The 23770-nt window shown below is 54.1% G+C and carries 21 protein-coding genes; 12 read left to right on the top strand and 9 right to left on the bottom strand.

Translation table 11 applies throughout. The annotated features are described in order from the left end of the window. Positions 1–351: 351 nt before the first annotated feature. Positions 352–1266: an Rpn family recombination-promoting nuclease/putative transposase gene (locus EL29_RS18380; protein ID WP_080695309.1), complete on the top strand. Its 915-nt coding sequence runs from the start codon at positions 352–354 to the stop codon at positions 1264–1266. 186 nt (positions 1267–1452) lie between these two features. Here EL29_RS18380 and ibpA read toward each other — a convergent pair whose 3' ends face one another. Next, a complete protein-coding gene (ibpA, locus tag EL29_RS18385) occupies positions 1453–1869 on the bottom strand; it encodes a small heat shock chaperone IbpA (RefSeq protein WP_014332924.1) in 417 nt (138 codons plus the stop codon). A gap of 282 nt (positions 1870–2151) precedes the next feature. Here ibpA and EL29_RS18390 point away from each other — a divergent pair, with 282 nt between their 5' ends. Continuing rightward, positions 2152–2514, top strand: a complete 363-nt coding sequence (locus tag EL29_RS18390) for a YceK/YidQ family lipoprotein (protein ID WP_013023991.1) — start codon at positions 2152–2154, stop codon at positions 2512–2514. Here EL29_RS18390 and EL29_RS18395 read toward each other — a convergent pair. The 6 genes from EL29_RS18395 to dnaA form a co-directional block, all read right to left on the bottom strand. Further along, positions 2495–3748, bottom strand: a complete 1254-nt coding sequence (locus EL29_RS18395; protein ID WP_028716114.1) for a YidR family protein — start codon at positions 3746–3748, stop codon at positions 2495–2497. The two genes, EL29_RS18390 and EL29_RS18395, sit on opposite strands and share 20 nt — an antisense overlap. Positions 3749–3857: 109 nt before the next feature. Continuing rightward, complete coding sequence (gene yidA / locus EL29_RS18400; RefSeq protein WP_013023994.1) at positions 3858–4667, bottom strand: sugar-phosphatase; 810 nt, start codon at positions 4665–4667, stop codon at positions 3858–3860. A gap of 191 nt (positions 4668–4858) precedes the next feature. Next, complete coding sequence (gene gyrB, locus EL29_RS18405) at positions 4859–7267, bottom strand: DNA topoisomerase (ATP-hydrolyzing) subunit B (protein ID WP_028716115.1); 2409 nt, start codon at positions 7265–7267, stop codon at positions 4859–4861. 17 nt (positions 7268–7284) lie between these two features. Next, positions 7285–8370, bottom strand: coding sequence for a DNA replication/repair protein RecF (gene recF / locus EL29_RS18410; RefSeq protein WP_014332921.1), 1086 nt, complete (start codon positions 8368–8370; stop codon positions 7285–7287). 145 nt (positions 8371–8515) lie between these two features. Next, positions 8516–9616: a DNA polymerase III subunit beta gene (gene dnaN, locus EL29_RS18415; protein ID WP_028716116.1), complete on the bottom strand. Its 1101-nt coding sequence runs from the start codon at positions 9614–9616 to the stop codon at positions 8516–8518. Positions 9617–9620: 4 nt separating this feature from the next. Continuing rightward, positions 9621–11027, bottom strand: a complete 1407-nt coding sequence (gene dnaA / locus EL29_RS18420; protein WP_014332919.1) for a chromosomal replication initiator protein DnaA — start codon at positions 11025–11027, stop codon at positions 9621–9623. A 596-nt stretch (positions 11028–11623) separates the two neighbouring features. Here dnaA and rpmH point away from each other — a divergent pair. From rpmH to EL29_RS18455, 7 genes are all read left to right on the top strand, one after another. Next, complete coding sequence (rpmH, locus tag EL29_RS18425; RefSeq protein ID WP_000831330.1) at positions 11624–11764, top strand: 50S ribosomal protein L34; 141 nt, start codon at positions 11624–11626, stop codon at positions 11762–11764. 14 nt (positions 11765–11778) lie between these two features. Further along, complete coding sequence (gene rnpA, locus EL29_RS18430; protein WP_013023999.1) at positions 11779–12138, top strand: ribonuclease P protein component; 360 nt, start codon at positions 11779–11781, stop codon at positions 12136–12138. Next, positions 12102–12359, top strand: a complete 258-nt coding sequence (gene yidD, locus EL29_RS18435) for a membrane protein insertion efficiency factor YidD (protein WP_014607035.1) — start codon at positions 12102–12104, stop codon at positions 12357–12359. Before rnpA ends, yidD begins: the two co-directional genes overlap by 37 nt. Positions 12360–12361: 2 nt before the next feature. Then, positions 12362–14008 carry a membrane protein insertase YidC gene (gene yidC / locus EL29_RS18440; protein WP_013024000.1) on the top strand — a complete coding sequence of 549 codons (1647 nt, stop codon included), beginning with the start codon at positions 12362–12364 and terminating at the stop codon, positions 14006–14008. A gap of 89 nt (positions 14009–14097) precedes the next feature. Then, positions 14098–15462 (top strand): tRNA uridine-5-carboxymethylaminomethyl(34) synthesis GTPase MnmE, encoded by a 1365-nt coding sequence (gene mnmE, locus EL29_RS18445; protein ID WP_028716117.1) that lies wholly within the window; start codon positions 14098–14100, stop codon positions 15460–15462. A 239-nt stretch (positions 15463–15701) separates the two neighbouring features. Further along, positions 15702–16292, top strand: a complete 591-nt coding sequence (locus EL29_RS18450; RefSeq protein WP_022623752.1) for a malonic semialdehyde reductase — start codon at positions 15702–15704, stop codon at positions 16290–16292. A gap of 173 nt (positions 16293–16465) precedes the next feature. Next, positions 16466–17209, top strand: coding sequence for a 4'-phosphopantetheinyl transferase family protein (locus EL29_RS18455; protein ID WP_015701322.1), 744 nt, complete (start codon positions 16466–16468; stop codon positions 17207–17209). Between the two features lie 39 nt (positions 17210–17248). Here the strand turns inward: EL29_RS18455 and EL29_RS18460 are convergent, their stop codons facing one another. Continuing rightward, positions 17249–18562, bottom strand: coding sequence for an NCS2 family permease (locus EL29_RS18460; RefSeq protein ID WP_028716118.1), 1314 nt, complete (start codon positions 18560–18562; stop codon positions 17249–17251). Between the two features lie 149 nt (positions 18563–18711). On the opposite strand from EL29_RS18460, the gene yieH reads away from it, so the two are divergent. After that, positions 18712–19374, top strand: a complete 663-nt coding sequence (yieH, locus tag EL29_RS18465) for a 6-phosphogluconate phosphatase (protein ID WP_014607031.1) — start codon at positions 18712–18714, stop codon at positions 19372–19374. A gap of 2 nt (positions 19375–19376) precedes the next feature. On the opposite strand, the gene EL29_RS18470 is transcribed toward yieH, so the two are convergent. Next, positions 19377–20372, bottom strand: coding sequence for an acyltransferase (locus EL29_RS18470; protein WP_028716119.1), 996 nt, complete (start codon positions 20370–20372; stop codon positions 19377–19379). A 281-nt stretch (positions 20373–20653) separates the two neighbouring features. Here EL29_RS18470 and glyQ point away from each other — a divergent pair, with 281 nt between their 5' ends. Continuing rightward, positions 20654–21565 (top strand): glycine--tRNA ligase subunit alpha, encoded by a 912-nt coding sequence (gene glyQ / locus EL29_RS18475; protein WP_028716120.1) that lies wholly within the window; start codon positions 20654–20656, stop codon positions 21563–21565. A 9-nt stretch (positions 21566–21574) separates the two neighbouring features. Beyond that, on the top strand, positions 21575–23644 hold the full coding sequence (gene glyS / locus EL29_RS18480) for a glycine--tRNA ligase subunit beta (protein WP_028716121.1): 2070 nt from the start codon (positions 21575–21577) through the stop codon (positions 23642–23644). Positions 23645–23770 lie beyond the last annotated feature (126 nt).

Below are 23770 nucleotides of genomic sequence, written 5' to 3' on the forward strand. Positions count from 1 at the left end.
AAATAAGTGATGAGAATGGCCAGGGTTGAAGGGGATGTTATTGCATGCGTGTTTTTACGTGAAGCATATAAAATGATTGGTTATCACACATGAGTGGTCATTATTTTCATTGGTAGGGCGTTTAAATATAGAAGTCGGCGCGGCATTATATTTATCAACGACGGGTCAACAGGCATAAATATGGAACGCACTCCTCAGAAAAGATAATTAGCCTGGACAGCCCGCCGGGGAGATGAAAGTATCAATCCACCAAGGCAATGAAAAACCAGAAAAATTGCACGATTTCCTCAGCCTCAAACGTTACTTCCGGGCCGGGGACCTGTGCTTATTATCATTCACAGGCCGGATGTGATGAAAAAAAACACTACGCCAACACCGCACGATGCGACTTTCCGGCAATTTTTAACCCAGCCCGAAATTGCCCGCGATTTTATGGATATTCATCTTCCTGAAGAACTGCGCGCTGTTTGTGATCTCAACACGTTAAAGCTGGAGTCAGGTTCTTTTGTCGAAGCGGATCTTCGTCAATATTTTAGCGATGTGCTTTACAGCCTGAAAACCGCAGGCGGTAAGGGTTATGTTCATGTGTTGATCGAGCATCAGTCTTCACCCGATAAACATATGGCGTTCAGGCTCCTGCGCTACGCGGTAGCGGCAATGCAGCGCCATCTCGAAGCTGGCCATAAAGCCTTGCCGCTGGTGATACCCGTACTGTTTTATATGGGGAGACGCAGGCCATATCCTTATTCCACCTGTTGGCTGGATGAATTTACCCATCCCGCGCTGGCCGGTAAATTGTACAGCACCCGCTTTCCGCTGGTTGATGTCACGGTAATATCGGATGACGAAATAGCGGGCCATCGCAGTATGGCTGCGCTGACGCTGTTACAAAAGCATATCCATCAGCGCGATCTCGCCGATCTGATGGACAGGCTTGTTCCTGTGCTGCTGTCAGGTTATCTTTCATCATCACAGGTCGTATCATTGGTACATTATATCATGCAGGCGGGGGAAACCCCGGCCGTCGAGGCTTTCATTCAGGAACTCGCCCTGCGGGTGCCGCAACATGGAGACGCGCTAATGACCATTGCACAGCAGCTTGAACAAAAAGGGATTCAGAAAGGCCTTGAGCAAGGTATTCAGAGAGGCCGCGATGAAGGGAAACGTGAAGTCGCGCGAACCATGCTACAGAATGGTCTCGATCTTTACACCATAATGAAAATGACAGGCCTGAGCGAGGAAGAACTGGCGCAGATTCAACACTGATTTCTGTGCAGTTGGTCGTTCAGGGCGGTTGTATTCCTGCCTTATTTAGCGCGTTCTCCTTTTTTCAGTCAGTTTCCCTGACCGCGGCGCTTCTAAGTGACGCGTTATCGCCATCGTATCCAAAAAAAACGGCCACAGCACGTATGCTGTGGCCGTTTTCAAAATGACGTAGCCATTACGGCCGCTTTATTTCAGAATTTCAATCCGGCGAGGTTTCGCTTCTTCAGGCACCAGGCGCTCGAGATCGATGCTTAACAGACCATTTTCCAGACGCGCATCGCGTACGACGATATGGTCAGCCAGCTGGAACTTGCGCTCGAAATTACGCTCGGCGATGCCCTGGTAGAGATACTTACGTTCAGTCTGCTCTTCTGGGTGGGCACCGCGCACGATCAGCACGTTGTCGTGGGCAGTAATATCAAGTTCACTCTGGGCAAAGCCAGCCACCGCAATGGTAATGCGATAATGGTTTTCATCAACCAGTTCGACATTATAAGGAGGATAACCGCCATTGCTCTGATTTTGATTGGACTCAAGCAGGTTGAACAGGCGATCAAAACCGATAGCAGAGCGATAAAGTGGAGACAGATCAAAGTTACGCATAAAAATACTCCTGAATGTCAGCAAGTTTTGGCAACCTTCCACCATTGGACAGGTTGTGTCGTACCGCATTGCCCCTTACGGCGGCAACCTTAACGGCCTGCTATAAAAATGGGTGCGGACAACATCCTTTCAAGGGCCTGTGCGTAATTTTTTCGCCAAATCGGTGAAATGACATACACTCAGGGGTAGATTGCCGGACCAGAACGGACTTCACTATCAGGTGGGAAGGTACGCTGGCGAGCCAACTCAGCCAGGTGTGACCAGGACTGAAGGGATGACGATATGAAAATGATGAAAAGGTTACCGCTGGCTGGCGTTATGTGCTGCGCAGTCGTTTCAAGCGGCTGTTCGAGCGTGATGTCGCATACCGGAGCAAGCCAGGGCTATTATCCGGGCACGCGCGCCAGCGCGGATATTCTGACCGACAGTAACACCAGTTGGGCGCTTAAGCCGCTGGCCCTGGTTGACCTGCCGTTTTCTGCGGTCATGGATACGCTGTTATTGCCATGGGATTACTATCGCAGTGACAGCGACCAAAGCCTGGACTCTCCGCGCGCTCGGGTGCTGCAGAGCGAAAAGCTGGCGCACACTGAAGAAAATCTGGCGCATGCCCAGCCCATGCCCACTATGCAACCGCAACGGTAAACAACTGTCGCCAGCCCTCAATCTCACGCATGAAGGCAATCAGCTTCCCGTCTGGTGACCAGACGACCGCATCACCAGACGGTGCTTCACTGCTTCGCACCGTTAAACGCTCACACTCGCCCGTTACCACATGGCAGCGCATAACGCTGTTGTCGCAGATAAAGGCAATGGCTTCGCCGCGAGGCTGCCAGCTAAACGCCGACTGAATACTGTGGGTAAGCCGGGTCACCTGATGTGGTTCGCCGCCATTGGGCGACACGACCCAGAGCTGGATGACCTGCTGGTTATCCGCCATCAAAAACGCAATTTTGCTGCCGTCTGGCGAGCTGCGCAACCAGTGACGAGGCTGTGATGCCAGGCCCCGGGTAGTCGTTATTCGACGTTGCCGGACGCCAGCGGGTGGAGCCGGTAAACGATCGCTGCTACCTTCCAGCGGGAAAAAGCCGGGTTTTGCGAAGTCTTCCAGCTTCTCTGGCAGATCGACCACGAACACCTCAGGGCACTTTTCGCCTGAAGCGGAAAGGGTATCGCCTGTAAAGGCGATGGCCCAGCGCTGCCAGCTACCGTCAGGTTTTTGATAGCCTTGGTTGCCAATCCATCCCTCTTCATATGCCCGACTGATCTGATCGCTGCCCGGCTGCGGATTGACGTGGGTTTCACTGACCAACACACAAAAATGGCTACCGTCATATTCTCGTGGGTGCTGCTTTTCTGGCGTAACCGCCCGCAGGGGAACGGCGACGCCAACGTTACGCAGGTCGAGGCGCCGATCCCGCTCGTGCATCACATGATCGTTATAGGTGAAACTGAGACGTGTCCCATCCGGGCTAAAAACATGTACGTGGGAGCCGCCCCGCAAGGCTCCGGCAGTAAAGGGCGGAGTAATGTCACATGCATCCAGATTTTCTGCCTGACCCTTTTCAACGATCACGCCACGGCGATGATGAAAATCGTACTGCCAGTTGTCATCGGGATGTTCAGGCCCATGAATACAAACGTAACGTGGGGGCAATGTCGGACTCACGGTGACAACCCCAACGTGCGCGCCATCCCTTGCCTGATATAACACCTCCACGTCGCCGGTGTTCACATTGACCCGCTCAATGGTCTGGCTGGTAAAAGAGGCACCGGAGGGCCGCACATCAAATGCCAGCCACTGGCTGTCGGCTGTCCAGACGTTGATGTTAGTCAGCTGATGATGGCGTGATGCAAATGTGATCTGTTTTTCAGACATGACAAAATCCAGTGAGCGGTAATGTTCAGACAAGTTACGCGCGTATTTACCGATGAAACGGCCGCGTCAGGTGCTTTCACTCGCCGTTTCATCCTGCGTCAGGAAAGAATTAAAGTACCCATTTTTCAATCGCGTGCGCGACGCCATCTTCCCTGTTGGTTTTGGTAATAAACTGGGCAATTTTCTTCACCGACTCAATTGCATTGCCCATCGCCACGCCAGTGCCCGCGTAGTCAATCATGGCCAGATCGTTTTCCTGATCGCCTATCGCCATGACGTCTTCCGCTTTCAGGCCCAGTTTTTCTGCCAGCATTTTTACGCCATAGCCTTTGTTCACCCGGCGATCGAGAATCTCCAGGTAATAAGGCGCACTTTTCAGGATGGTGTAAGTCTGATGCGCCTGCTCAGGCAGTTTTGCAATCGCCGCATCAAGCAGGCCGGGTTTATCAATCATCATCAGTTTCGGGAAACGCGTGGCGGGATCCATCTCTTCTACTGCGCGATAACGTACCGGAATACCGGTCAGGCTGGCTTCGTGAATAGTGAATTCGCTGATGTCTTTGTTTGGCGTATAGAGGTGGGATTTATCAAAGGCCTGAAAATGTACGCCCAGTTCTCGCGCCAGCTTCTCGACATACAAATAATCGTCAAAGCCCAGCGTCACATCCGCCACGACCTCGCCATCTTCGGCCTGATGAACCAGTGCGCCATTATTGCTGATGCAGTACTGTCCGTGAGCCTGCAGATCAAGCTCCTTCAGATAACGCTCAATGCCAACGAAAGGCCTGCCGGTCGCTAACACAATGGACACCCCTTTTTCCCGGGCGCGGTTCAGGGCGGTTTTTACCGCAGGTGTGATCTCATGCTGCGGATTAAGCAGCGTGCCGTCCATATCAATTGCGATCAGTTTTATAGCCATAGCATCCTCGTTGTGTCGGGTTTACTGCAATGCTAGCGCGATTCAGCTCACATTGACCAGTTTGTCGACGCTTTACAGCACGCGTAAACCATTATCTTGTTGCAGCGGGTTCTGCCCCACGCAGGGCAGTCAGACGTATCGGGCAAAAAAAAACCCTTCCGGTGGGAAGGGTTTTGTCTGTCGCTGGGCGATTAGATATCAATATTTGCGGCTTTCAGCGCATTCTCTTCAATGAAGGCGCGGCGCGGTTCAACCGCGTCACCCATCAACGTGGTGAACAGCTGATCGGCGGCAATCGCATCTTTGATGGTCACGCGTAACATACGGCGGCTGTCCGGATCCATGGTGGTTTCCCACAGCTGCTCTGGGTTCATTTCGCCCAGACCTTTATATCGCTGCACTGACAGGCCGCGACGTGACTCTTTCTCCAGCCAGTCAATCGCCTGTTCAAAACTGCTGACGGGCTGACGGCGTTCGCCACGTTCGATATAGGCATCTTCTTCAAGCAGGCCGCGAAGCTTGCCGCCCAGTGCACAGATCTTGCGGTATTCGCCACCCTGCAGGAACTCGGCATCCAGAGGATAATCCGTGTCCACTCCATGTGTACGAACGCGTAAAACCGGCTCAAAGACATTCTGCTCACTGTTCTCACGCACCTGGGCCAGATAGGTACTGCCGTGCGCCTCGCGTGCTGTCAGGTAGCTAACCAGACCGTTAATCCAACTGGTCACCTGCGCTTCGTTGCTGATATCGCTCAGTGTATCGTGATAAATCAGCGCACGCAGCATGGCCATCGGATAACGACGCTCCATGCGTTTGATCATCTTCTGAGTGCTGTTGAATTCAGCGACCAGTGTTTCCAGCGGTTCGCCGCCTAGCGCGGGTGCGCTGGCGGTGGTATGCAGCGAGGTACCGTCAAGGGCGATAGCAATCTGGTACTGCAGCATGGCTTCGTCATCCTTGATGTATTGCTCCTGCTTACCTTTTTTCACCTTATACAGCGGCGGCTGCGCGATATACACGTGACCACGCTCGATAATCTCTGGCATCTGACGATAGAAGAAGGTCAACAGCAGTGTGCGAATGTGGGAGCCGTCGACGTCCGCATCGGTCATGATGATGATGCTGTGGTAACGCAGTTTATCCGGATTGTATTCATCGCGGCCGATGCCACAGCCCAGCGCGGTAATCAACGTGGCGACTTCCTGAGAAGCCAGCATCTTATCGAAACGCGCCTTCTCAACGTTCAGGATCTTACCTTTCAGCGGCAGAATGGCCTGATTCTTACGGTTGCGGCCTTGCTTGGCAGAACCGCCAGCAGAGTCACCCTCCACCAGGTAAATTTCTGACAGCGCCGGGTCGCGCTCCTGGCAGTCCGCCAGTTTGCCTGGCAGGCCAGCAAGATCCAGCGCGCCTTTACGGCGGGTCATCTCACGGGCACGGCGTGCGGCTTCACGAGCGCGTGCGGCGTCAATAATTTTGCCCACAACGATTTTTGCATCGCCCGGATTTTCCAGCAGATATTCAGCCAGCAGTTCATTCATTTGCTGCTCAACGGCCGATTTCACTTCTGAAGAAACCAGTTTGTCTTTGGTCTGTGAAGAGAATTTCGGGTCCGGCACTTTGACCGACACGACCGCAATCAGACCTTCACGGGCATCGTCACCGGTCGCGCTGACTTTGGCTTTTTTGCTGTAGCCTTCTTTATCCATGTAGGCATTCAGCGTACGCGTCATCGCGGCGCGGAAACCCGCAAGGTGTGTACCGCCGTCGCGCTGTGGAATATTGTTCGTGAAGCAGTAGATGTTCTCCTGGAAGCCGTCATTCCACTGCAGTGCGACTTCCACGCCAATGCCGTCTTTCTCGGTTGAGAAATAGAATACGGTTGGGTGAATAGGCGTTTTGTTTTTATTCAGGTACTCAACAAAGGCGCGGATACCACCTTCGTAGTGAAAGTGGTCGTTTCTTGCATCACGCTTGTCTTCCAGACGAATCGATACGCCAGAGTTCAGGAAGGACAGTTCGCGCAGGCGTTTCGCCAGAATGTCATATTCGAAATCGGTAACGTTGGTGAAGGTGTCATGGCTTGGCCAGAAACGAATGCGGGTACCGGTTGCATCGGTATCTCCCGTAACCGCCAGCGGCGCTTCAGGTACGCCGTGCAGATAAATCTGCTGATGCACTTTGCCTTCACGACGAATGGTCAGTTCCAGTTTCTGGGACAGGGCGTTCACAACGGAAACACCTACGCCGTGCAGGCCGCCAGACACTTTGTAGGAGTTGTCGTCAAACTTACCGCCAGCGTGCAGCACGGTCATGATAACTTCAGCCGCCGACACACCTTCTTCTTCGTGGATACCGGTTGGAATTCCGCGTCCGTCATCCTGAACGGAAACCGAATTATCGGCATGGATTGTCACGACAATATCTTTACAGTGACCGGCGAGCGCTTCGTCGATTGCGTTATCCACGACCTCGAATACCATGTGATGCAGACCGGTTCCGTCATCGGTATCGCCGATGTACATGCCCGGGCGTTTGCGTACCGCATCAAGCCCTTTCAGGACTTTGATACTTGAAGAGTCATAAGAATTCGACATCAACGTTTCTCGCTCATTTAATCTTTAGGTTGAACCGCTATTTTACCCTGTTCCACGCGGAACATCTTGCCCTTTTCGTCAGTCATGTCGATTACATGCTCCGAAGAGATGGCGCTGACAAAAACCTGTGCCTGGGTTGCTTTAAGTCGTTCCGCCAGCAGGCGGCGACGGCTGTCATCCAGTTCAGAAGCAAAGTCATCAATGAGGTAAACACAGCGGCGTCCGCTCTGGCGGGTCAGGAACTCGCCCTGTGCCAGACGCAATGCGCACATCAGCAGTTTAAGCTGACCGCGTGAGAGTAAATCTTCCACCGGCGTGCCCTCGGCACGAATACGAAAATCCGCTTTGTGCGGGCCGCTGGCGGTATAAGTCAGGGCGCGATCGCGTTCGAAGTTGCGCTCAAGCAACTCGGCATAATCGCTTTCTTTGTCCCAGCCGCGCTGGAACGAAAAACGCAGATCACATTCGGGCAGGAACTGTGCACAGGTGGTGACAATTTCGGCCGAGATGGCTGCGCTGTAGTCGGCGCGCCACTGGCTGATTTGCTCCGCCAGCGGCACCAGCTCCTGATCCCAGGGACGAATCTGGCTGTAGCGCGTTACCTGGCGCAGCGCCGCATTGCGTTGCTTAAGCAGGCGTCGCAGATTGCTCCAGGCATTAAAAAAACCGGGTGTGTTATGAAAGCAGCCCCAGTCGACATAGGCTCTACGATATTTGGGACCGCCGTTGAGTAAGGTAAAACCTTCCGGCGTGATCAACTGCATTGGCAGCAACTGTGCCAGCTCAGCGACTTTGTGGCCATCGCTGCCATCAATACGCACTTTGCTTTCGCCTGCGCGATTTTTACTGAGCCCGACCGAAAACTCACGTTCCTGGCCTTCCAGCCTGCCGTGCAGCACAAATGCTGCCTGATCGTGACGAATTACCCGGCCGGCCTGCAAACTGCGGAAAGCACGGCCGTGACCCAGCGTGTAAATCGCCTCCAGCACGCTGGTTTTACCGCTACCATTCGCCCCTACCAGAAAGTTAAATCCTGGCGCTAACGCTAAGTCGGCCTGTTCAATATTACGAAAATCTTTTATCAGCAGGCGGGTTAAAGCCATGAATCAATCCAGCGTGAAGGGCAAATGAGGTTTATCGAATCTCAGTGAGTAAGGACGTCAACGGCACCGCACCTTTTCGCACGGGCAGTGCGCCTGACGCATACAGCGTACGTGCCAGGTGCACTGCCCGAATAAAGCCCGTGTGCTACAGACGCATCGGCATGACGACATAGGCCGCTGCCGGACTCACCACATCTTCAATCTGCACGCTCGAAACGGAATCCGTCAGCAGCAGGCGGACATTCTCGCACTTAAGTGCATTCAGCACATCCAGTACGTAACTGACGTTGAAGCCGATTTCCAGCTCGCTGCCGGTATAGCTGACATCCAGCATCTCTTCCGCTTCTTCCTGCTCAGGATTATTAGCGGTAATTTTTAGCTGATTTTCGGTGATATGGAGACGAACGCCGCGGAATTTCTCATTAGAGAGGATCGCCGCACGGGCAAAAGCCTGCTTGAGCAGATCGCAGCCTGCTTCCAGCGCTTTATCCGGATTTTTTGGCAGCACCCGACGATAATCCGGGAAGCGACCATCCACCAGCTTAGAGGTAAAAATATAGTCGCCAACGTGCGCGCGGATGTTGCTGCTGCCAATCTGCACCTGAAGCGGTGTATCACCGCCGTCCAGCAGGCGTAACAGCTCGATAACCCCTTTACGCGGCACAATGACTGAATGGCTGGGAAGCGCCTGGCCAATGGGCATGGAGCAGACCGCCAGACGGTGACCGTCGGTGGCGACCGTACGCAGCTCTTCGTCTTCCGTCTCAAACATCATGCCGTTCAGGTAGTAACGTACGTCCTGATGGGCCATAGAGAACTGCGTGGCTTCGATCAGGCGTTTTAGCGTGGCCTGAGGCAGGGTGAATTCCACCTCGTTCTGCCAGTCATCCAGATTTGGGAAGTCGCTGGCGGGCAGGGTAGAGAGCGAAAAACGGCTACGGCCGGAACGCACTAACATGCGCTCGCCTTCCAGCGTCACGTTTATCTCCGCCCCTTCCGGCAGGCCACGGCAAATATCCAGGAATTTGCGTGCCGGAACGGTCGTCGCACCCGTCTCGTGCGGCTGGGTTAAGGCAACCCGTGCAACCATTTCCATTTCCAAATCGGTGCCGGTCAGTAACAACGATCCTTCATTAACCTGCATCAGCAGATTGCCGAGGATAGGCAACGTCGGGCGACCGCCTAGCGGACCGCTGACTTGCTGCAGCGGCTTTAGCAACTGTTCACGTTCAACAATAAATTTCATAGCGTCACGAAGATAATGTTCTGATGAGATTTGAGAAATCTTCTTTGATGTCGTGGCTTTCTTCACGCAGTTGCTCAATCTTACGGCAAGCGTGAAGTACCGTGGTATGGTCGCGACCACCAAAAGCGTCGCCGATCTCCGGCAAACTGTGGTTAGTCAGCTCTTTAGCCATCGCCATCGCCATTTGACGCGGACGCGCTACCGAGCGCGAGCGGCGCTTAGAAAGCAGGTCAGCGACTTTAATTTTGTAGTACTCAGCAACGGTCTTCTGAATATTATCAATAGTGACCAGCTTCTCCTGCAGGGCAAGCAGATCCCGCAGTGCTTCACGAACGAAGTCGATGGTAATCGCCCGGCCGGTAAAGTTGGCGTTGGCGATAACCCTGTTCAGTGCCCCTTCCAGCTCACGGACGTTAGAGCGTAAACGCTTGGCAATAAAGAAAGCCACTTCGCCCGGCAGGCGGATATCGTTTTCATCCGCCTTTTTCATCAGGATCGCAACGCGTGTTTCCAGTTCCGGCGGCTCGATCGCCACCGTTAAGCCCCAGCCAAATCGCGACTTCAGACGATCTTCAACACCGTTGATCTCTTTTGGATAACGATCCGAGGTCAGGATGATCTGCTGATTGCCTTCTAACAGCGCATTAAAGGTGTGGAAAAACTCTTCCTGAGAACGCTCTTTGTTGGCAAAGAACTGAATGTCATCGATCAGCAGAGCGTCAACCGAACGGTAATAGCGCTTAAACTCTTCGATAGCATTATTTTGCAGCGCTTTAACCATGTCCTGCACAAAGCGCTCAGAGTGCATATAAACCACTTTGGCATTGGGTTTACGCGCAATAATGCCGTTGCCGACTGCATGCAACAGGTGAGTTTTCCCCAGGCCCGTACCGCCGTAAAGAAACAGTGGGTTGTAGGCGCCGCCAGGGTTATCAGCCACCTGACGTGCCGCCGCGCGTGCCAGCTGGTTCGATTTACCTTCAACAAAGTTATCGAAGTTATGACGATTATTAACGTTAGAGCGATAAGTGACATCCGCAGGCGCAGGGACGTTGTCCCAGCTTGGGCGGACAATTTGTGCCGGTGCCGGACGGTTTTGAACCGGTGCAGCCGGCGCGCTGACGCTGGCCATCGCTGGCTGACTGACCGCTGCGGCTTGTTGAACCGGGCGCGTGCCCACCTCAAAACGCAACAGAGGTACATTCGCACCGCAGAACTCATTCAGTAGTGCATTGATGCTGTTGAGGTATTTATCCCGAACCCAGTCGAGTACGAAGCGGTTAGGAGCATATAAGGCAAGCGTATTGTCGTTTAATTCAGCCTGAAGTGGACGGATCCACATGCTGAATTCGGTGGCAGGAAGCTCATCCTGCAAACGGGCAAGACACTGTTGCCAAAGCGTAAGTGACACGGCGGACTCCACTCGTACAAATTCGATAAGAAAAGTAGGTGCTAATCTAAGAAACGTTCATTTTGACACAGACGAAAGAAAGCGCCTGCGACCGCTATCAGCGGTTTTCCATCCTGCAATCATTAGAGGATCGTCAGAGGAAGGGCGGATCATAGCGCAAAGCGCGACAGAGATCTTCCCTTTCTACACAGTTTTTATCCTTTTTATCCACAGGACATGAACGCGAAGGAAAGTCTACGCCTGTGGCAGAAAAAACCACCTGGGATCGCGCTGAATGATTCAATTTTTCGGACGATCTCTCGTTTTTGTCTGCGCCTGCGGCAGGTCGATCGCAATAAGATCCTGCGCGATCCTTGCGCTTTAACGCAGACCCCGTATAATTCTTCCCCCGGCGTTGTCGCGTAAAGCTCAATGCCCGGACTCAGCGGGCTGTATCCGGGTTATCTGGTACCGCGACAAGCGAAGTAAATTGACTCGGGACTGTACAATTATTACAATCCCGCCTCTTTATTAAAGACACATTGAGGCGTCGGTCTGTTTTTTGGTCCGGAAACGCGTCACCCAGTGAAAATTTTCAAGTTTAGGTAGAAATCGCCATGAAACGCACTTTTCAACCGTCCGTACTGAAGCGCAACCGTTCACACGGCTTCCGTGCTCGTATGGCTACTAAAAATGGTCGTCAGGTTCTGGCACGTCGTCGTGCTAAAGGCCGCGCTCGTCTGACCGTTTCTAAGTAATAAAGCTAACCCTGATGGGTAAGCTCGCATTTCCCAGGGAGTTACGTTTGTTAACTCCCACTCATTTCACTTTCGTCTTTCAGCAGCCACAACGGGCTGGCACGCCGCAAATTACTATTCTCGGCCGCCTTAACGCGCTGGGGTATCCCCGCATCGGTCTGACCGTCGCGAAAAAACATGTGAAACGCGCTCACGAACGCAACCGGATCAAGCGATTGACCCGCGAAAGCTTTCGCCTGCGTCAACATGAATTGCCGTCGATGGACTTTGTGGTGGTTGCGAAGAAGGGTGTTGCCGATCTCGATAACCGTATGTTGGCGGAAGCGTTGGAGAAATTATGGCGTCGTCACTGTCGCCTGGCGCGCGGTTCCTGATCGTCCTGATACGCGTCTATCAACGCGGCATCAGTCCATTACTGGGGCCACACTGTCGGTTTCATCCGACCTGCTCTCAATACGGAATTGAGGCCTTGCGCAGGTTTGGGTTGATAAAAGGCAGTTGGTTGACTTTAAAACGCGTATTAAAATGCCACCCTTTGAACCCGGGTGGTGACGATCCTGTGCCGCCAAAAACCTTTGATACCAGAGAACATTAACGATGGATTCGCAACGCAATCTCTTTCTCATCGCTTTTCTGTTCGTGTCTTTCATGATCTGGCAAGCCTGGCAGACGGACCATGCTCCGAAGCCTTTGCAGACCCAGACCACGCAGAACACAAACAGTGCAGCCGGTGATGCTGCAGGCCAGGGTGTACCGGCCAGCGGCCAGGGTAAAACGATCACCGTTAAGACTGATGTCCTGTCATTAACGATCAACACCCGCGGTGGCGATGTTGACCAGGCTCAACTGCTGACTTACCCGGATAAGTTGGGTTCTGACAAGCCGTTTGAGCTGCTGGAAACCACACCGTCGTTTGTTTACCAGGCGCAAAGTGGTTTAACCGGGCGTAATGGTCCGGACAACCCGAATAATGGTGCGCGTCCGCTGTATAACACGGCTCAGGATCACTTCGAACTGGCTGAGGGTCAGAGCGAACTGCGTGTTCCGATGACGTTCACCGCTGAAAACGGCGTTGTTTACACCAAGACATTCGTGTTCAAGCGTGGCGACTATGCGGTTAACGTTGACTACAACATTAACAATACCAGCCAGCAGCCGCTGGAATTGTCGATGTTTGGTCAGTTAAAACAGACGATCGATTTGCCTAAGCACCGTGATACCGGCAGCAACAACTTTGCGTTGCACACCTTCCGCGGAACGGCTTACTCCACCAGCGAATCGAAATACGAAAAGATTAAGTTCGATACCATCGCCGATAACGAAAACCTCAATACCACCACCAGCAATGGCTGGGTGGCAATGTTGCAGCAGTATTTCGCGACCGCATGGGTACCGCGCACACAGGGGACAAACACGCTTTATACCAGCAATCTGGGTAATGGCGTTGCTGCAATCGGCTATAAATCTGCGCCGGTAACCGTCGCACCAGGTGCGCAACAGACGCTGGATGCCACGCTGTGGGTAGGGCCGGAAATCCAGGACAAGATGGCCGCGATTGCGCCTCACCTTGACCTGACGGTTGACTACGGTTGGTTATGGTTCATCTCTCAGCCACTGTTTAAACTGTTGAAGTTCATTCACAGCTTTATCGGTAACTGGGGCTTCTCCATCATCATTATCACGTTCATCGTGCGTGGCATCATGTACCCGCTGACAAAAGCGCAGTACACCTCGATGGCGAAAATGCGCATGCTACAGCCGAAGATTCAGGCGATGCGTGAGCGTTTAGGTGACGATAAGCAGAAGCAGAGCCAGGAGATGATGGCGCTGTATAAGGCAGAAAAAGTGAATCCGCTGGGTGGCTGCTTGCCGCTGGTCATTCAGATGCCTATCTTCCTTGCCCTGTACTACATGCTGTCTGGCTCGGTAGAACTGCGTCATGCGCCGTTTATATTGTGGATCCACGATCTGTCAGCACAGGATCCGTACTATATCCTGCCGATTCTGATGGGTATCACCATGTTCTTCATTCAGAAGATGTCACCGACCACCGTGACCGATCCGATGCAGCAGAAGATCATGACGTACATGCCTGTGATTTTCACCGTGTTCTTCCTGTGGTTCCCGTCAGGTCTGGTGCTGTACTACATCGTCAGTAACCTGGTAACCATTCTCCAGCAGCAGCTGATTTATCGCGGCCTGGAAAAACGTGGCTTACACAGTCGCGACAAGAAGAAAGCGTAAGACCGTCGCGGGAGGTTTCCCGCGATAAATACGGTTATGCTCAGGCGGTCAAAGCGACCGCCTTTGTTTTTTGTAGTGAGAGAGAATTTATGAGCCATAGCGATACCATTGTTGCTCAGGCAACCCCGCCCGGACGGGGCGGCGTTGGCATTTTGCGCATTTCCGGTCCGCGAGCCGCAGAGGTTGCCCAGCAGATACTGGGTAAACTGCCCAAACCGCGTTACGCCGACTATTTATCGTTTAACGATAGTGACGGTAGCGTGCTGGATCAGGGAATCGCGCTATGGTTTCCCGGCCCTCACTCTTTTACCGGTGAAGACGTGCTGGAGTTACAGGGCCACGGCGGCCCGGTGATTCTGGATCTGCTGCTGAAACGTATTGTGGCGCTGCCTGGCCTGCGCATTGCCCAACCGGGCGAATTCTCTGAGCGGGCTTTCCTTAACGATAAACTCGATTTAGCCCAGGCAGAAGCGATCGCCGACCTGATTGATGCCAGCTCAGAACAGGCGGCACGCTCGGCGGTCAACTCGCTGCAGGGAGCCTTCTCTGTTCGCATTAATCATCTTGTGGAAGCCCTGACGCACCTGCGTATCTATGTTGAGGCGGCCATTGATTTCCCCGATGAGGAGATCGATTTTCTGTCTGACGGCAAAATCGAAGGGCAGTTGAATACGGTCATCAGCGATCTTGATGCCGTGCGTGCCGAAGCCAAACAGGGCAGCCTGTTGCGCGAAGGCATGAAGGTGGTGATTGCCGGCCGCCCCAATGCAGGAAAATCCAGCCTGCTGAATGCGCTTGCCGGTCGTGAGGCGGCCATCGTGACGGATATTGCCGGCACAACGCGCGACGTGCTGCGTGAGCATATTCATATTGACGGTATGCCGTTGCATATCATTGATACCGCAGGGTTGCGTGAGGCCAGCGATGAAGTGGAACGTATTGGTATTGAACGCGCCTGGCATGAAATCGAACAGGCCGACAGGGTGCTTTTTATGGTGGACGGCACAACGACGGACGCAACCGAGCCCGCGGAGATCTGGCCGGATTTTGTCGCGCGTCTCCCGCCTCAGTTGCCGATTACCGTCGTACGCAATAAGGCGGACATCACCGGTGAAACACGGGGACTGACCAACGCGAATGGCCACGCGCTCATCAGGCTGTCAGCCCGAACCAGCGAAGGCCTGGATACACTGCGTGACCATCTGAAACAGACCATGGGCTTTGCCGATAATATGGAAGGCGGTTTCCTGGCTCGTCGCCGCCATTTGCAGGCACTGGAGCTTGCCGCTACGCATCTTGAACAGGGCAAATCCCAACTGTTGGGTGCCTGGGCTGGCGAGTTGCTGGCAGAAGAACTGCGTCTTGCGCAGCAGGCGCTTAGCGAAATCACTGGTGAATTTACGTCAGACGATTTGCTGGGGCGAATTTTCTCCAGTTTCTGTATCGGCAAATAACACAGCACATGGCCCGTAAGCGGCCCGGTAAAACGAAGCCGCCGCCGTTTACGGGCCAACGCGTCATGTGTTGCTTATTGGTTGTTGTGGCGTAGATTATTGTAGAGTTGGATGTTATGACGCCGTGTTTTCAGCTGGACGTCGACAAGCACATCACGCAATGAGACGGGCTGAAACGCATCCAAAAACGTGAACTCACCGTATAGGTTGAATACTGGATGTTTTCCCTGGAGAGTTATATGACTACATCGCTTGATAATGCCGCGCTAGACACCCTTTTTTACCACGCTCGCACCCATAATCACTGGCAGCAAAAACCCGTCGAACAGGCCCTGCTGGAACAGCTCTACCAGCTCGTTGCCCTGGCCCCAACTTCAGCAAATTGCTCCCCGGGACGCTTCGTTTTTGTCACCTCAGCCGAGGGGAAAGAAAAGCTGAAACCGGCGCTGGCGTCCGGCAATCTTGAGAAAACCCTGAGCGCACCGGTCACCGTTATTATTGCCTGGGACAGCGAGTTCTATCAGCATCTGACGATGCTGTTTCAACATGCCGATGCGCGTAACTGGTTTACTAACACGCCAGATTTAGTCAAAGAGACGGCGTTTCGCAACAGTAGCTTACAGGCAGGCTATCTAATTCTTGCAGCCCGAGCGCTGGGGCTGGATGCGGGACCCATGTCGGGCTTCGATCCGCTAAAAGTTAACGATGCCTTTTTTGCCGATACCACCTGGCAGGCGAATCTGTTAATTAATCTGGGCTATGGCATCCCGGATAAACTTCCTCCCCGTCTGCCCCGCTTGAGTCTTGAGCAAGCCTGCCAGTTCGTCTGATATCCCAGCGCGTTACGACTTTTTCGTAACGCCCGTTTCTGCTGGTGACTTCTGCCTGTAGTGAGGGCTCCAGCCTGCTGCTTTTCTGAAAAAAGGGCAAGCTGTATGCGGTAGCCTGGGAAAGCGCTTATAATGGGATTGATGATTATTTGACCATTTTCATGGAGAGACAGATGGCGGGTCATTTTGTTCGTTGGACAGGCAATCCCGGGCAGTTGGTGGCTGATAGCGCCATCCCGCAGGACATCATCGACAGCGCGCAGCATCTTGCGGATAAACGTCGAGGGCGATTTCTGGCGGCCCGTATCCTGCTGGCACAGCTCATGCAGCGTATTTACGGCCTTCATCGTCTTCCGCCTATCGTTAAGCGTCATAACGGCCGCCCGGCCTTTGCGGATCGCGATCTTCCTGATTTCAATATTGCCTACGCGGGGAATACCGTGGGCGTCCTGCTGGCTGAAGAGCGCAGTCAGGTCGGCCTGGATATGGATATCGTGCGGGCACACAGTCGTCAGACGCAGGCGCTGATGGTACAGGGGTTAAGTTCAGGAGAAATCGCCTGGATCAATGCTCAACAAGATGTGCCTGAGGCCGTGACGCAGATCTGGACGCTGCGCCACAGCGTAATGAAACTGCAGGGCGCAGGTGAAGAAGGGCTGCGTTCGCTACAGCTATTGCCCGGCGCCGGGCGCCTGCGTACAACGCTGCCCACCGACCTGCAGATTCTGTGCGATGCGGAGCCCACGCTGGTGTGGTCCTGTGCTTTATCACCCCATGTGCGGCGCCTGTACTTATGGGAAATCACCGGCGGCGGCCAGTGGTCTGCACTGCGTGATATCGCGTTAGATAAGCCGGATGACGGGACAAAAATGATGCGTCTGACGACGCTGCATGGACGCGCGCTGGCCTCATACTGACCCAGTAACAGGCCGCCAGCGCACGACTTCCCAGGGCGCTCAGTGTGCGTCGATAAACGCGATTTTAAGCACAAACAGTAACGCGACAACCACCACGCAGGGGCTGATTTCACGCCAGCGCCCGGTGCCAAGTTTCATGACACAGTAAGCAATAAAGCCCAGCGCGATGCCTTCCGTAATGGAGAAGCTAAACGGCATCATAGCGGCCGTAACAAAAGCGGGAACGGCCTCCGTCAGATCGTCCCATTTAACCCGCGACAGGCTGGCGGTCATCAGCACGCCAACGTAGATCAGCGCGCCCGCTGCGGCATAGGCCGGAACCATGGCTGCCAGCGGTGATAAAAATGTGACCAGCAGGAACAGAAGGCCGGTGACGACCGCCATCAGTCCGGTACGACCACCTACGGCGACGCCAGACGTACTTTCAATATAGGCCGTAACGGAAGAGGTCCCTGCCAGCGCGCCAGTAACGGAACTGATGCTGTCGACATAGAGCGCCTGTTTCATCCGTGGGAAAGTCCCTTTTTCATCGACCAGGCCGGCTTTATCGGTGACGCCAATCAGCGTACCTGATGAGTCAAACAGATTGACCAGCATAAAAGAGAAGATGATGCCGGCCATGCCAATATTGAACGCGCCCTTGATATCGACCTGACCGACCACAGAGGTGATGGACGGAGGCGCAGAGAACAGACCCACAAACTTCACGTCGCCCAGCATCCAGCCAATCGCCGTGGTGACGATCATCGAAATCAGCACGGCGGCGTGAATATTGCGTGACGCCAGAATGGCGATAATAAAGAAACCCAGGGCACCCAGCAGCACGTTATGCGAGCTGAGGTTGCCCACAGTGACCAGCGTATCCGGGTTGGCCACAATGATGCCGGCGTTTTTCAGGCCCATCATGGCAATGAACAGGCCAATGCCGGCGGTAATGCCCACGCGCAGGCTAAGTGGAATATTGGCGATCATCCAGTAGCGAATACGCAGCAGCGTCAGGATAAGCAACCCCAGCGCGCCCCAAAAGATGGCGCCCATACCGACCTGCCACGAGTAACCCATAGCACCCACGACGACGAAGGCAAAAAAGGCATTGAGGCCCATTGCCGGTGCCAGTGCGACCGGAAGATTGGCGAACAGGCCCATCAGGATGCTGCCGAATGCGGCAATAAGACAGGTCGTTACGAACACCGCCTGGGCGTTCATCCCTGCCACACCCAAAATTTGTGGGTTTACAAAAACGATGTATACCATGGTCAAAAACGTGGTAACGCCAGCAATGACCTCGGTACGAACCGTTGTACCGTGTTCCTGCAATTTAAATACGCGCTGAAAAAGGCTTTGTTTGTTCATGCCGTTTATCCGGAAGAAAATTTCACCGGCGCGTATCCTGGCGATTTTGCCCGGGCAATACAATGATTTTTCGCAACCGATTGCCATTATCACAACGCGTCAGGCTTAGGGTAGAGTGTAGGGGCACCCAACTAAAAGGATGGAGTCAGATGTCAGCAGAATGCGTCTTTTTCGATTGTGATGGTACCCTGGTAGACAGCGAAGTGCTTTGTACACGCGCTTACGTCACCACCTTTGCCCGTTACGGTATTACGCTCTCCTTACAGGAGATGTTCGAAAAGTACAAAGGGGTGAAACTGTATGACATCATCCGTGACGTTAGCGAGTCGCATGGGGTCAGATTACCGCTGGACGAACTTGAACCCGCCTACCGGAGTGAAGTTGCCCGACTTTTCGATCTGGAGTTGAAGCCGATAGCCGGGGCGAAGGCGTTGGTGGCGCAGATGAACGTCCCGGTGTGCGTGGTATCCAACGGTACGGTCAAGAAGATGCAGCACTCGCTGGGATTAACCGGCATGCTGGACTACTTTGCCGAGCGCCTTTACAGCGGTTACGACATTGGTCACTGGAAACCCGAGCCTGAGCTGATGTTTCACGCCGCAGAGCAAATGCGAGTGCCTGTTGAGCGTTGTATTTTAGTGGATGATTCTGAAGCGGGCGCGCGGGCCGGAATCGCCGCTGGCATGCCAGTGTTCTACTACTGTGCCGACGCGCACAACCCGGAACTGGATCACCCGCTGGTCACGGTGTTTACGGATATGGCGGCGCTGCCTGAACTGTGGCGTGCGCGGGGTTGGAACCTGACAACCTAGCCTCAGGTTACCCAGTGGCGCCTGTCCAGCCGACTGAGCAGCATCGCCAGAAGCAGGCTGCCTGCCAGGGTGACCATAAAGACGGCGGGCAGATCCAACCAGGGACGCGTCATATCATCATAGTGATTTGTACGGATGAAATGGATAAACAGCGCGTGAAAACCGTAGATGGGCAGCGAGTAGCGCGAAATCGTCGCCAGGCCAGGCAGAGTGCGTTGATTAAAGGCATTTTTGAACACCAGCAGGGCGCTGATGGCCGCAATAAACACCAGCGGTCCACAATAGAGATACCAGGTATCGTTAAATGCGCCGTTGACGATTAATGCCCGTTTGGTGCCCAGCATAATACCGGTCACGCAGGCCAGGAAGGCCAAGACCGCCAGCGCAGTTACGCCGCGCCTGTCTGTTTCCATGGTGCCGATAGCGCGCCCCAACAGCGCGTAGAGCAGGTAATAAATACTGTCTCCGCTCAGATAGAGGTTGATCGGTAACCAGTGAAACCGCCCCCATGACTGATCCATGGTATTGGGATTAGCCAGCACCGCCACAACCAGCACCAGCACCGCCACATAGCGGGGGCGCACGCGTTTCACCTGAATTAAGGGCGACAGCAGGTAAATGCCGATCAGCGCGAAGAAAAACCACAGATGATAAAACACCGGTTTCTGTAGCATTTTCAATATTGAACGGCCTTCACCGATGGGCGTTAGCAGGCTGATATAGACCAGCGCGACGGCGCTGTAAAACAGCAGGCATCCGACGAGTCGCCATAGATGACGGGGTTGTGCGCTGCGTTCGCCAAAGAACAGGTAGCCGGAAATCATAAAAAACAGCGGCACACAGATGCGTGACGTTGAGTTGAGCAGGTTGGCGATGTCCCACCAGTGACCTTTTATCGCCATCGGCCCGGCCAGATACCAGGTGGTGGTATGGATGACGATGACCATCAGGCAGGCAACTGCCCGCAAATTATCTACCCAGTAAATCTTTTGCGACATGGTTTCCTCTGGCGCAGTGCGTCCCGGTGCAAAGCGTAGCCAGTCGCGTTGCAGTCAACAAGCGCGCCGACAGGGATTCAGAACCCTCTGTGCGCAAGATCGCATGAAAAAAGCCAAACGGCACAGGTTAATTTTGCCGTTCAGCATCGCTGTGGCGCTGAACGTCATCCTAAAATCCACTCTCCAGGCTGCGCGGCAGGATTTCCGGCTGCACATCGCGCGGTCAAAGGGTATACTGTCGCACTCTTTTTTTATCTAGCCGAACCGCGTGCGAACTCATCATGCAAAAGTTTGATACCAAGACCTTTCAGGGCCTGATCCTGACATTGCAGGATTACTGGGCGCGCCAGGGCTGCACCATTGTTCAACCACTGGACATGGAAGTGGGCGCTGGTACTTCACACCCAATGACCTGCCTGCGCGCACTTGGCCCGGAGCCGATTGCCGCCGCCTATGTGCAGCCGTCCCGCCGTCCTACCGACGGCCGCTACGGCGAAAACCCGAACCGCTTACAGCACTATTACCAGTTTCAGGTGATCATCAAGCCATCGCCGGACAACATTCAGGAGCTGTACCTTGGGTCGCTGAAAGAGCTGGGTATGGATCCCACGGTGCACGATATTCGCTTTGTCGAAGATAACTGGGAAAACCCTACGCTGGGTGCCTGGGGACTCGGCTGGGAAGTGTGGCTTAACGGCATGGAAGTGACGCAGTTTACCTATTTTCAGCAGGTAGGTGGCCTGGAGTGCAAACCGGTTACCGGTGAGATCACCTACGGTCTTGAGCGCCTCGCGATGTACATCCAGGGCGTTGACAGCGTTTACGATCTGGTCTGGAGCGACGGTCCGTTAGGTAAAACAACCTACGGCGACGTGTTCCACCAGAACGAAGTCGAGCAGTCTACCTACAACTTTGAATACGCCGACGTGGATTTTCTCTTCACCTGTTTTGAGCAGTATGAGAAAGAAGCGCAGCTGCTGCTGGCGTTGGAAAAACCTCTTCCGCTGCCTGCTTACGAGCGCATTCTGAAAGCCGCACACAGCTTTAACCTGCTGGACGCGCGTAAAGCGATCTCGGTGACGGAGCGTCAGCGCTACATTCTGCGTATCCGCACCCTGACTAAAGCCGTGGCTGAAGCCTATTACGCTTCTCGCGAAGCGCTGGGCTTCCCGATGTGCAATAACAAAAAGTAAGAGGCAGCCATGACTGACAAAACGTTCCTGGTGGAAATCGGCACCGAAGAGCTGCCACCGAAAGCATTACGCAGCCTGGCGGAAGCCTTTGCTGCTCAGGTGACTGCCGAGCTGGATGCGGCTAATCTGAACCATGGCGAGGTAAGCTGGTTTGCTGCCCCGCGCCGTCTGGCGTTGAAAATCGCCAGCCTGAGTGCCTCCCAGCCCGATCGTGAATTAGAAAAGCGTGGGCCTGCGGTCGCGGCGGCCTTCGATGCAGAAGGCAATGCCACTAAAGCAGCGGAAGGCTGGGCACGCGGTAACGGTATTACGGTTGAGCAGGCTGAACGCCTGAGCACCGACAAAGGCGAATGGCTGGTTTATCGTGCCCAGGTTAAAGGTGAGGCTGCTCAGGCATTGCTGCCAGGAATGGTTGCCACTGCTCTGAGTAAACTGCCAGTACCTAAACTGATGCGCTGGGGCGACAGCGACGTACAGTTTGTGCGTCCGGTGCATACCGTCACCCTGCTGCTGGGCGATGAACTGATTCCCGCCACGATCCTTGGCATTAAGTCAGATCGCGTTATTCGTGGTCACCGCTTCATGGGCGAAAGTGAGATCACGCTGGAGAACGCCGATCAGTATCCGGATGTGCTTGAAAAGCGCGGTCAGGTCATTGCTGACTATCAGGTTCGCAAGGCCATGATTAAAGCCGATGCAGAAGCCGCGGCGCGTCGTTTAGGTGGGGTCGCTGACCTCAGCGACAGCCTGCTGGAAGAGGTGACGTCGCTGGTGGAATGGCCGGTCGTATTGACCGCCACCTTTGAGGAAAAATTCCTTAAGGTGCCGTCTGAAGCGCTGGTTTACACCATGAAAGGCGATCAGAAGTACTTCCCGGTTTATGATGCGGAAGGCAACCTGCTACCAAACTTCATTTTTGTGACCAACATTGAGTCCAGCGATCCGCAGCAGATCATTTCCGGTAATGAGAAGGTTGTACGCCCGCGTCTGGCGGATGCCGAATTCTTTTTTGATACCGACCGCAAAAAGCGCCTTGAAGATCACCTGCCGCGCCTCGAAACCGTGCTGTTCCAGAAAGAGCTGGGTTCGCTGCGTGACAAAACCGATCGTATTCAGGCCCTTGCCGGTTGGGTCGCAGCGCAGATTGGTGCTGATGTGAATCACGCCACGCGCGCGGGCCTGCTGTCCAAATGCGACCTGATGACCAATATGGTGTTTGAGTTCACCGACACGCAAGGCGTGATGGGCATGCACTATGCGCGTCATGACGGCGAAGCCGAAGATGTTGCGGTGGCGCTGAACGAGCAGTACCAGCCGCGTTTCGCAGGGGACGATTTGCCGTCCAGCCCGGTTGCCTGTGCGCTGGCGATTGCCGATAAAATGGACACGCTGGCCGGGATTTTTGGTATTGGTCAGCATCCAAAGGGCGATAAAGATCCCTTTGCACTGCGTCGTGCCGCGCTGGGCGTGCTGCGCATTATCGTAGAAAAAAATCTGCCACTCGATCTGCAAACGCTGACCGAAGAAGCCGTGCGCCTGTATGGCAGCAAGCTGAGCAATGCCAATGCGGTTAATGACGTCATCGACTTTATGTTGGGTCGCTTCCGCAGCTGGTATCAGGAAGAAGGCCACAGCATTGATACGCTGCAGGCGGTACTGGCACGTCGTCCAACCCGTCCGGCCGACTTTGATGCCCGCATGAAGGCGGTCTCACATTTCCGCACGCTGGATGAGGCTGCCGCGCTGGCCGCTGCCAATAAGCGCGTCTCTAACATTCTGGCTAAATCGACCGAACCGCTGAATGACAGCGTGCAGGCGTCGTTGTTAAAAGAGAATGAAGAGATTCAGCTGGCCACCTTCGTGACCGCTCTGAGCAGTAAACTGCAGCCTTACTTTGCAGAAGGTCGCTATCAGGATGCGTTAATTGAGCTGGCGCAGCTGCGCGAAGCCGTAGACAACTTCTTCGATAAAGTGATGGTTAATGCGGAAGACGAGGCGGTGCGGATTAACCGTCTGACGCTGCTGTCGAAACTGCGCGGACTGTTCCTGCAGGTCGCTGATATTTCGCTACTACAGTAACCGGCCTCGACGATGTTGAAAAGGGACGAGAAATCGTCCCTTTTTTATTCTGTGTGTCCCGTCCTGAATAATCGAGGTACGTTGCCCATCGACAGGGCGATATGTGAAACCTCATCTGTAGAGCAT

Source organism: Pantoea ananatis LMG 2665 (genome assembly GCF_000710035.2).
In the GTDB taxonomy this organism is placed as follows: Bacteria; Pseudomonadota; Gammaproteobacteria; order Enterobacterales; family Enterobacteriaceae; genus Pantoea; species Pantoea ananatis.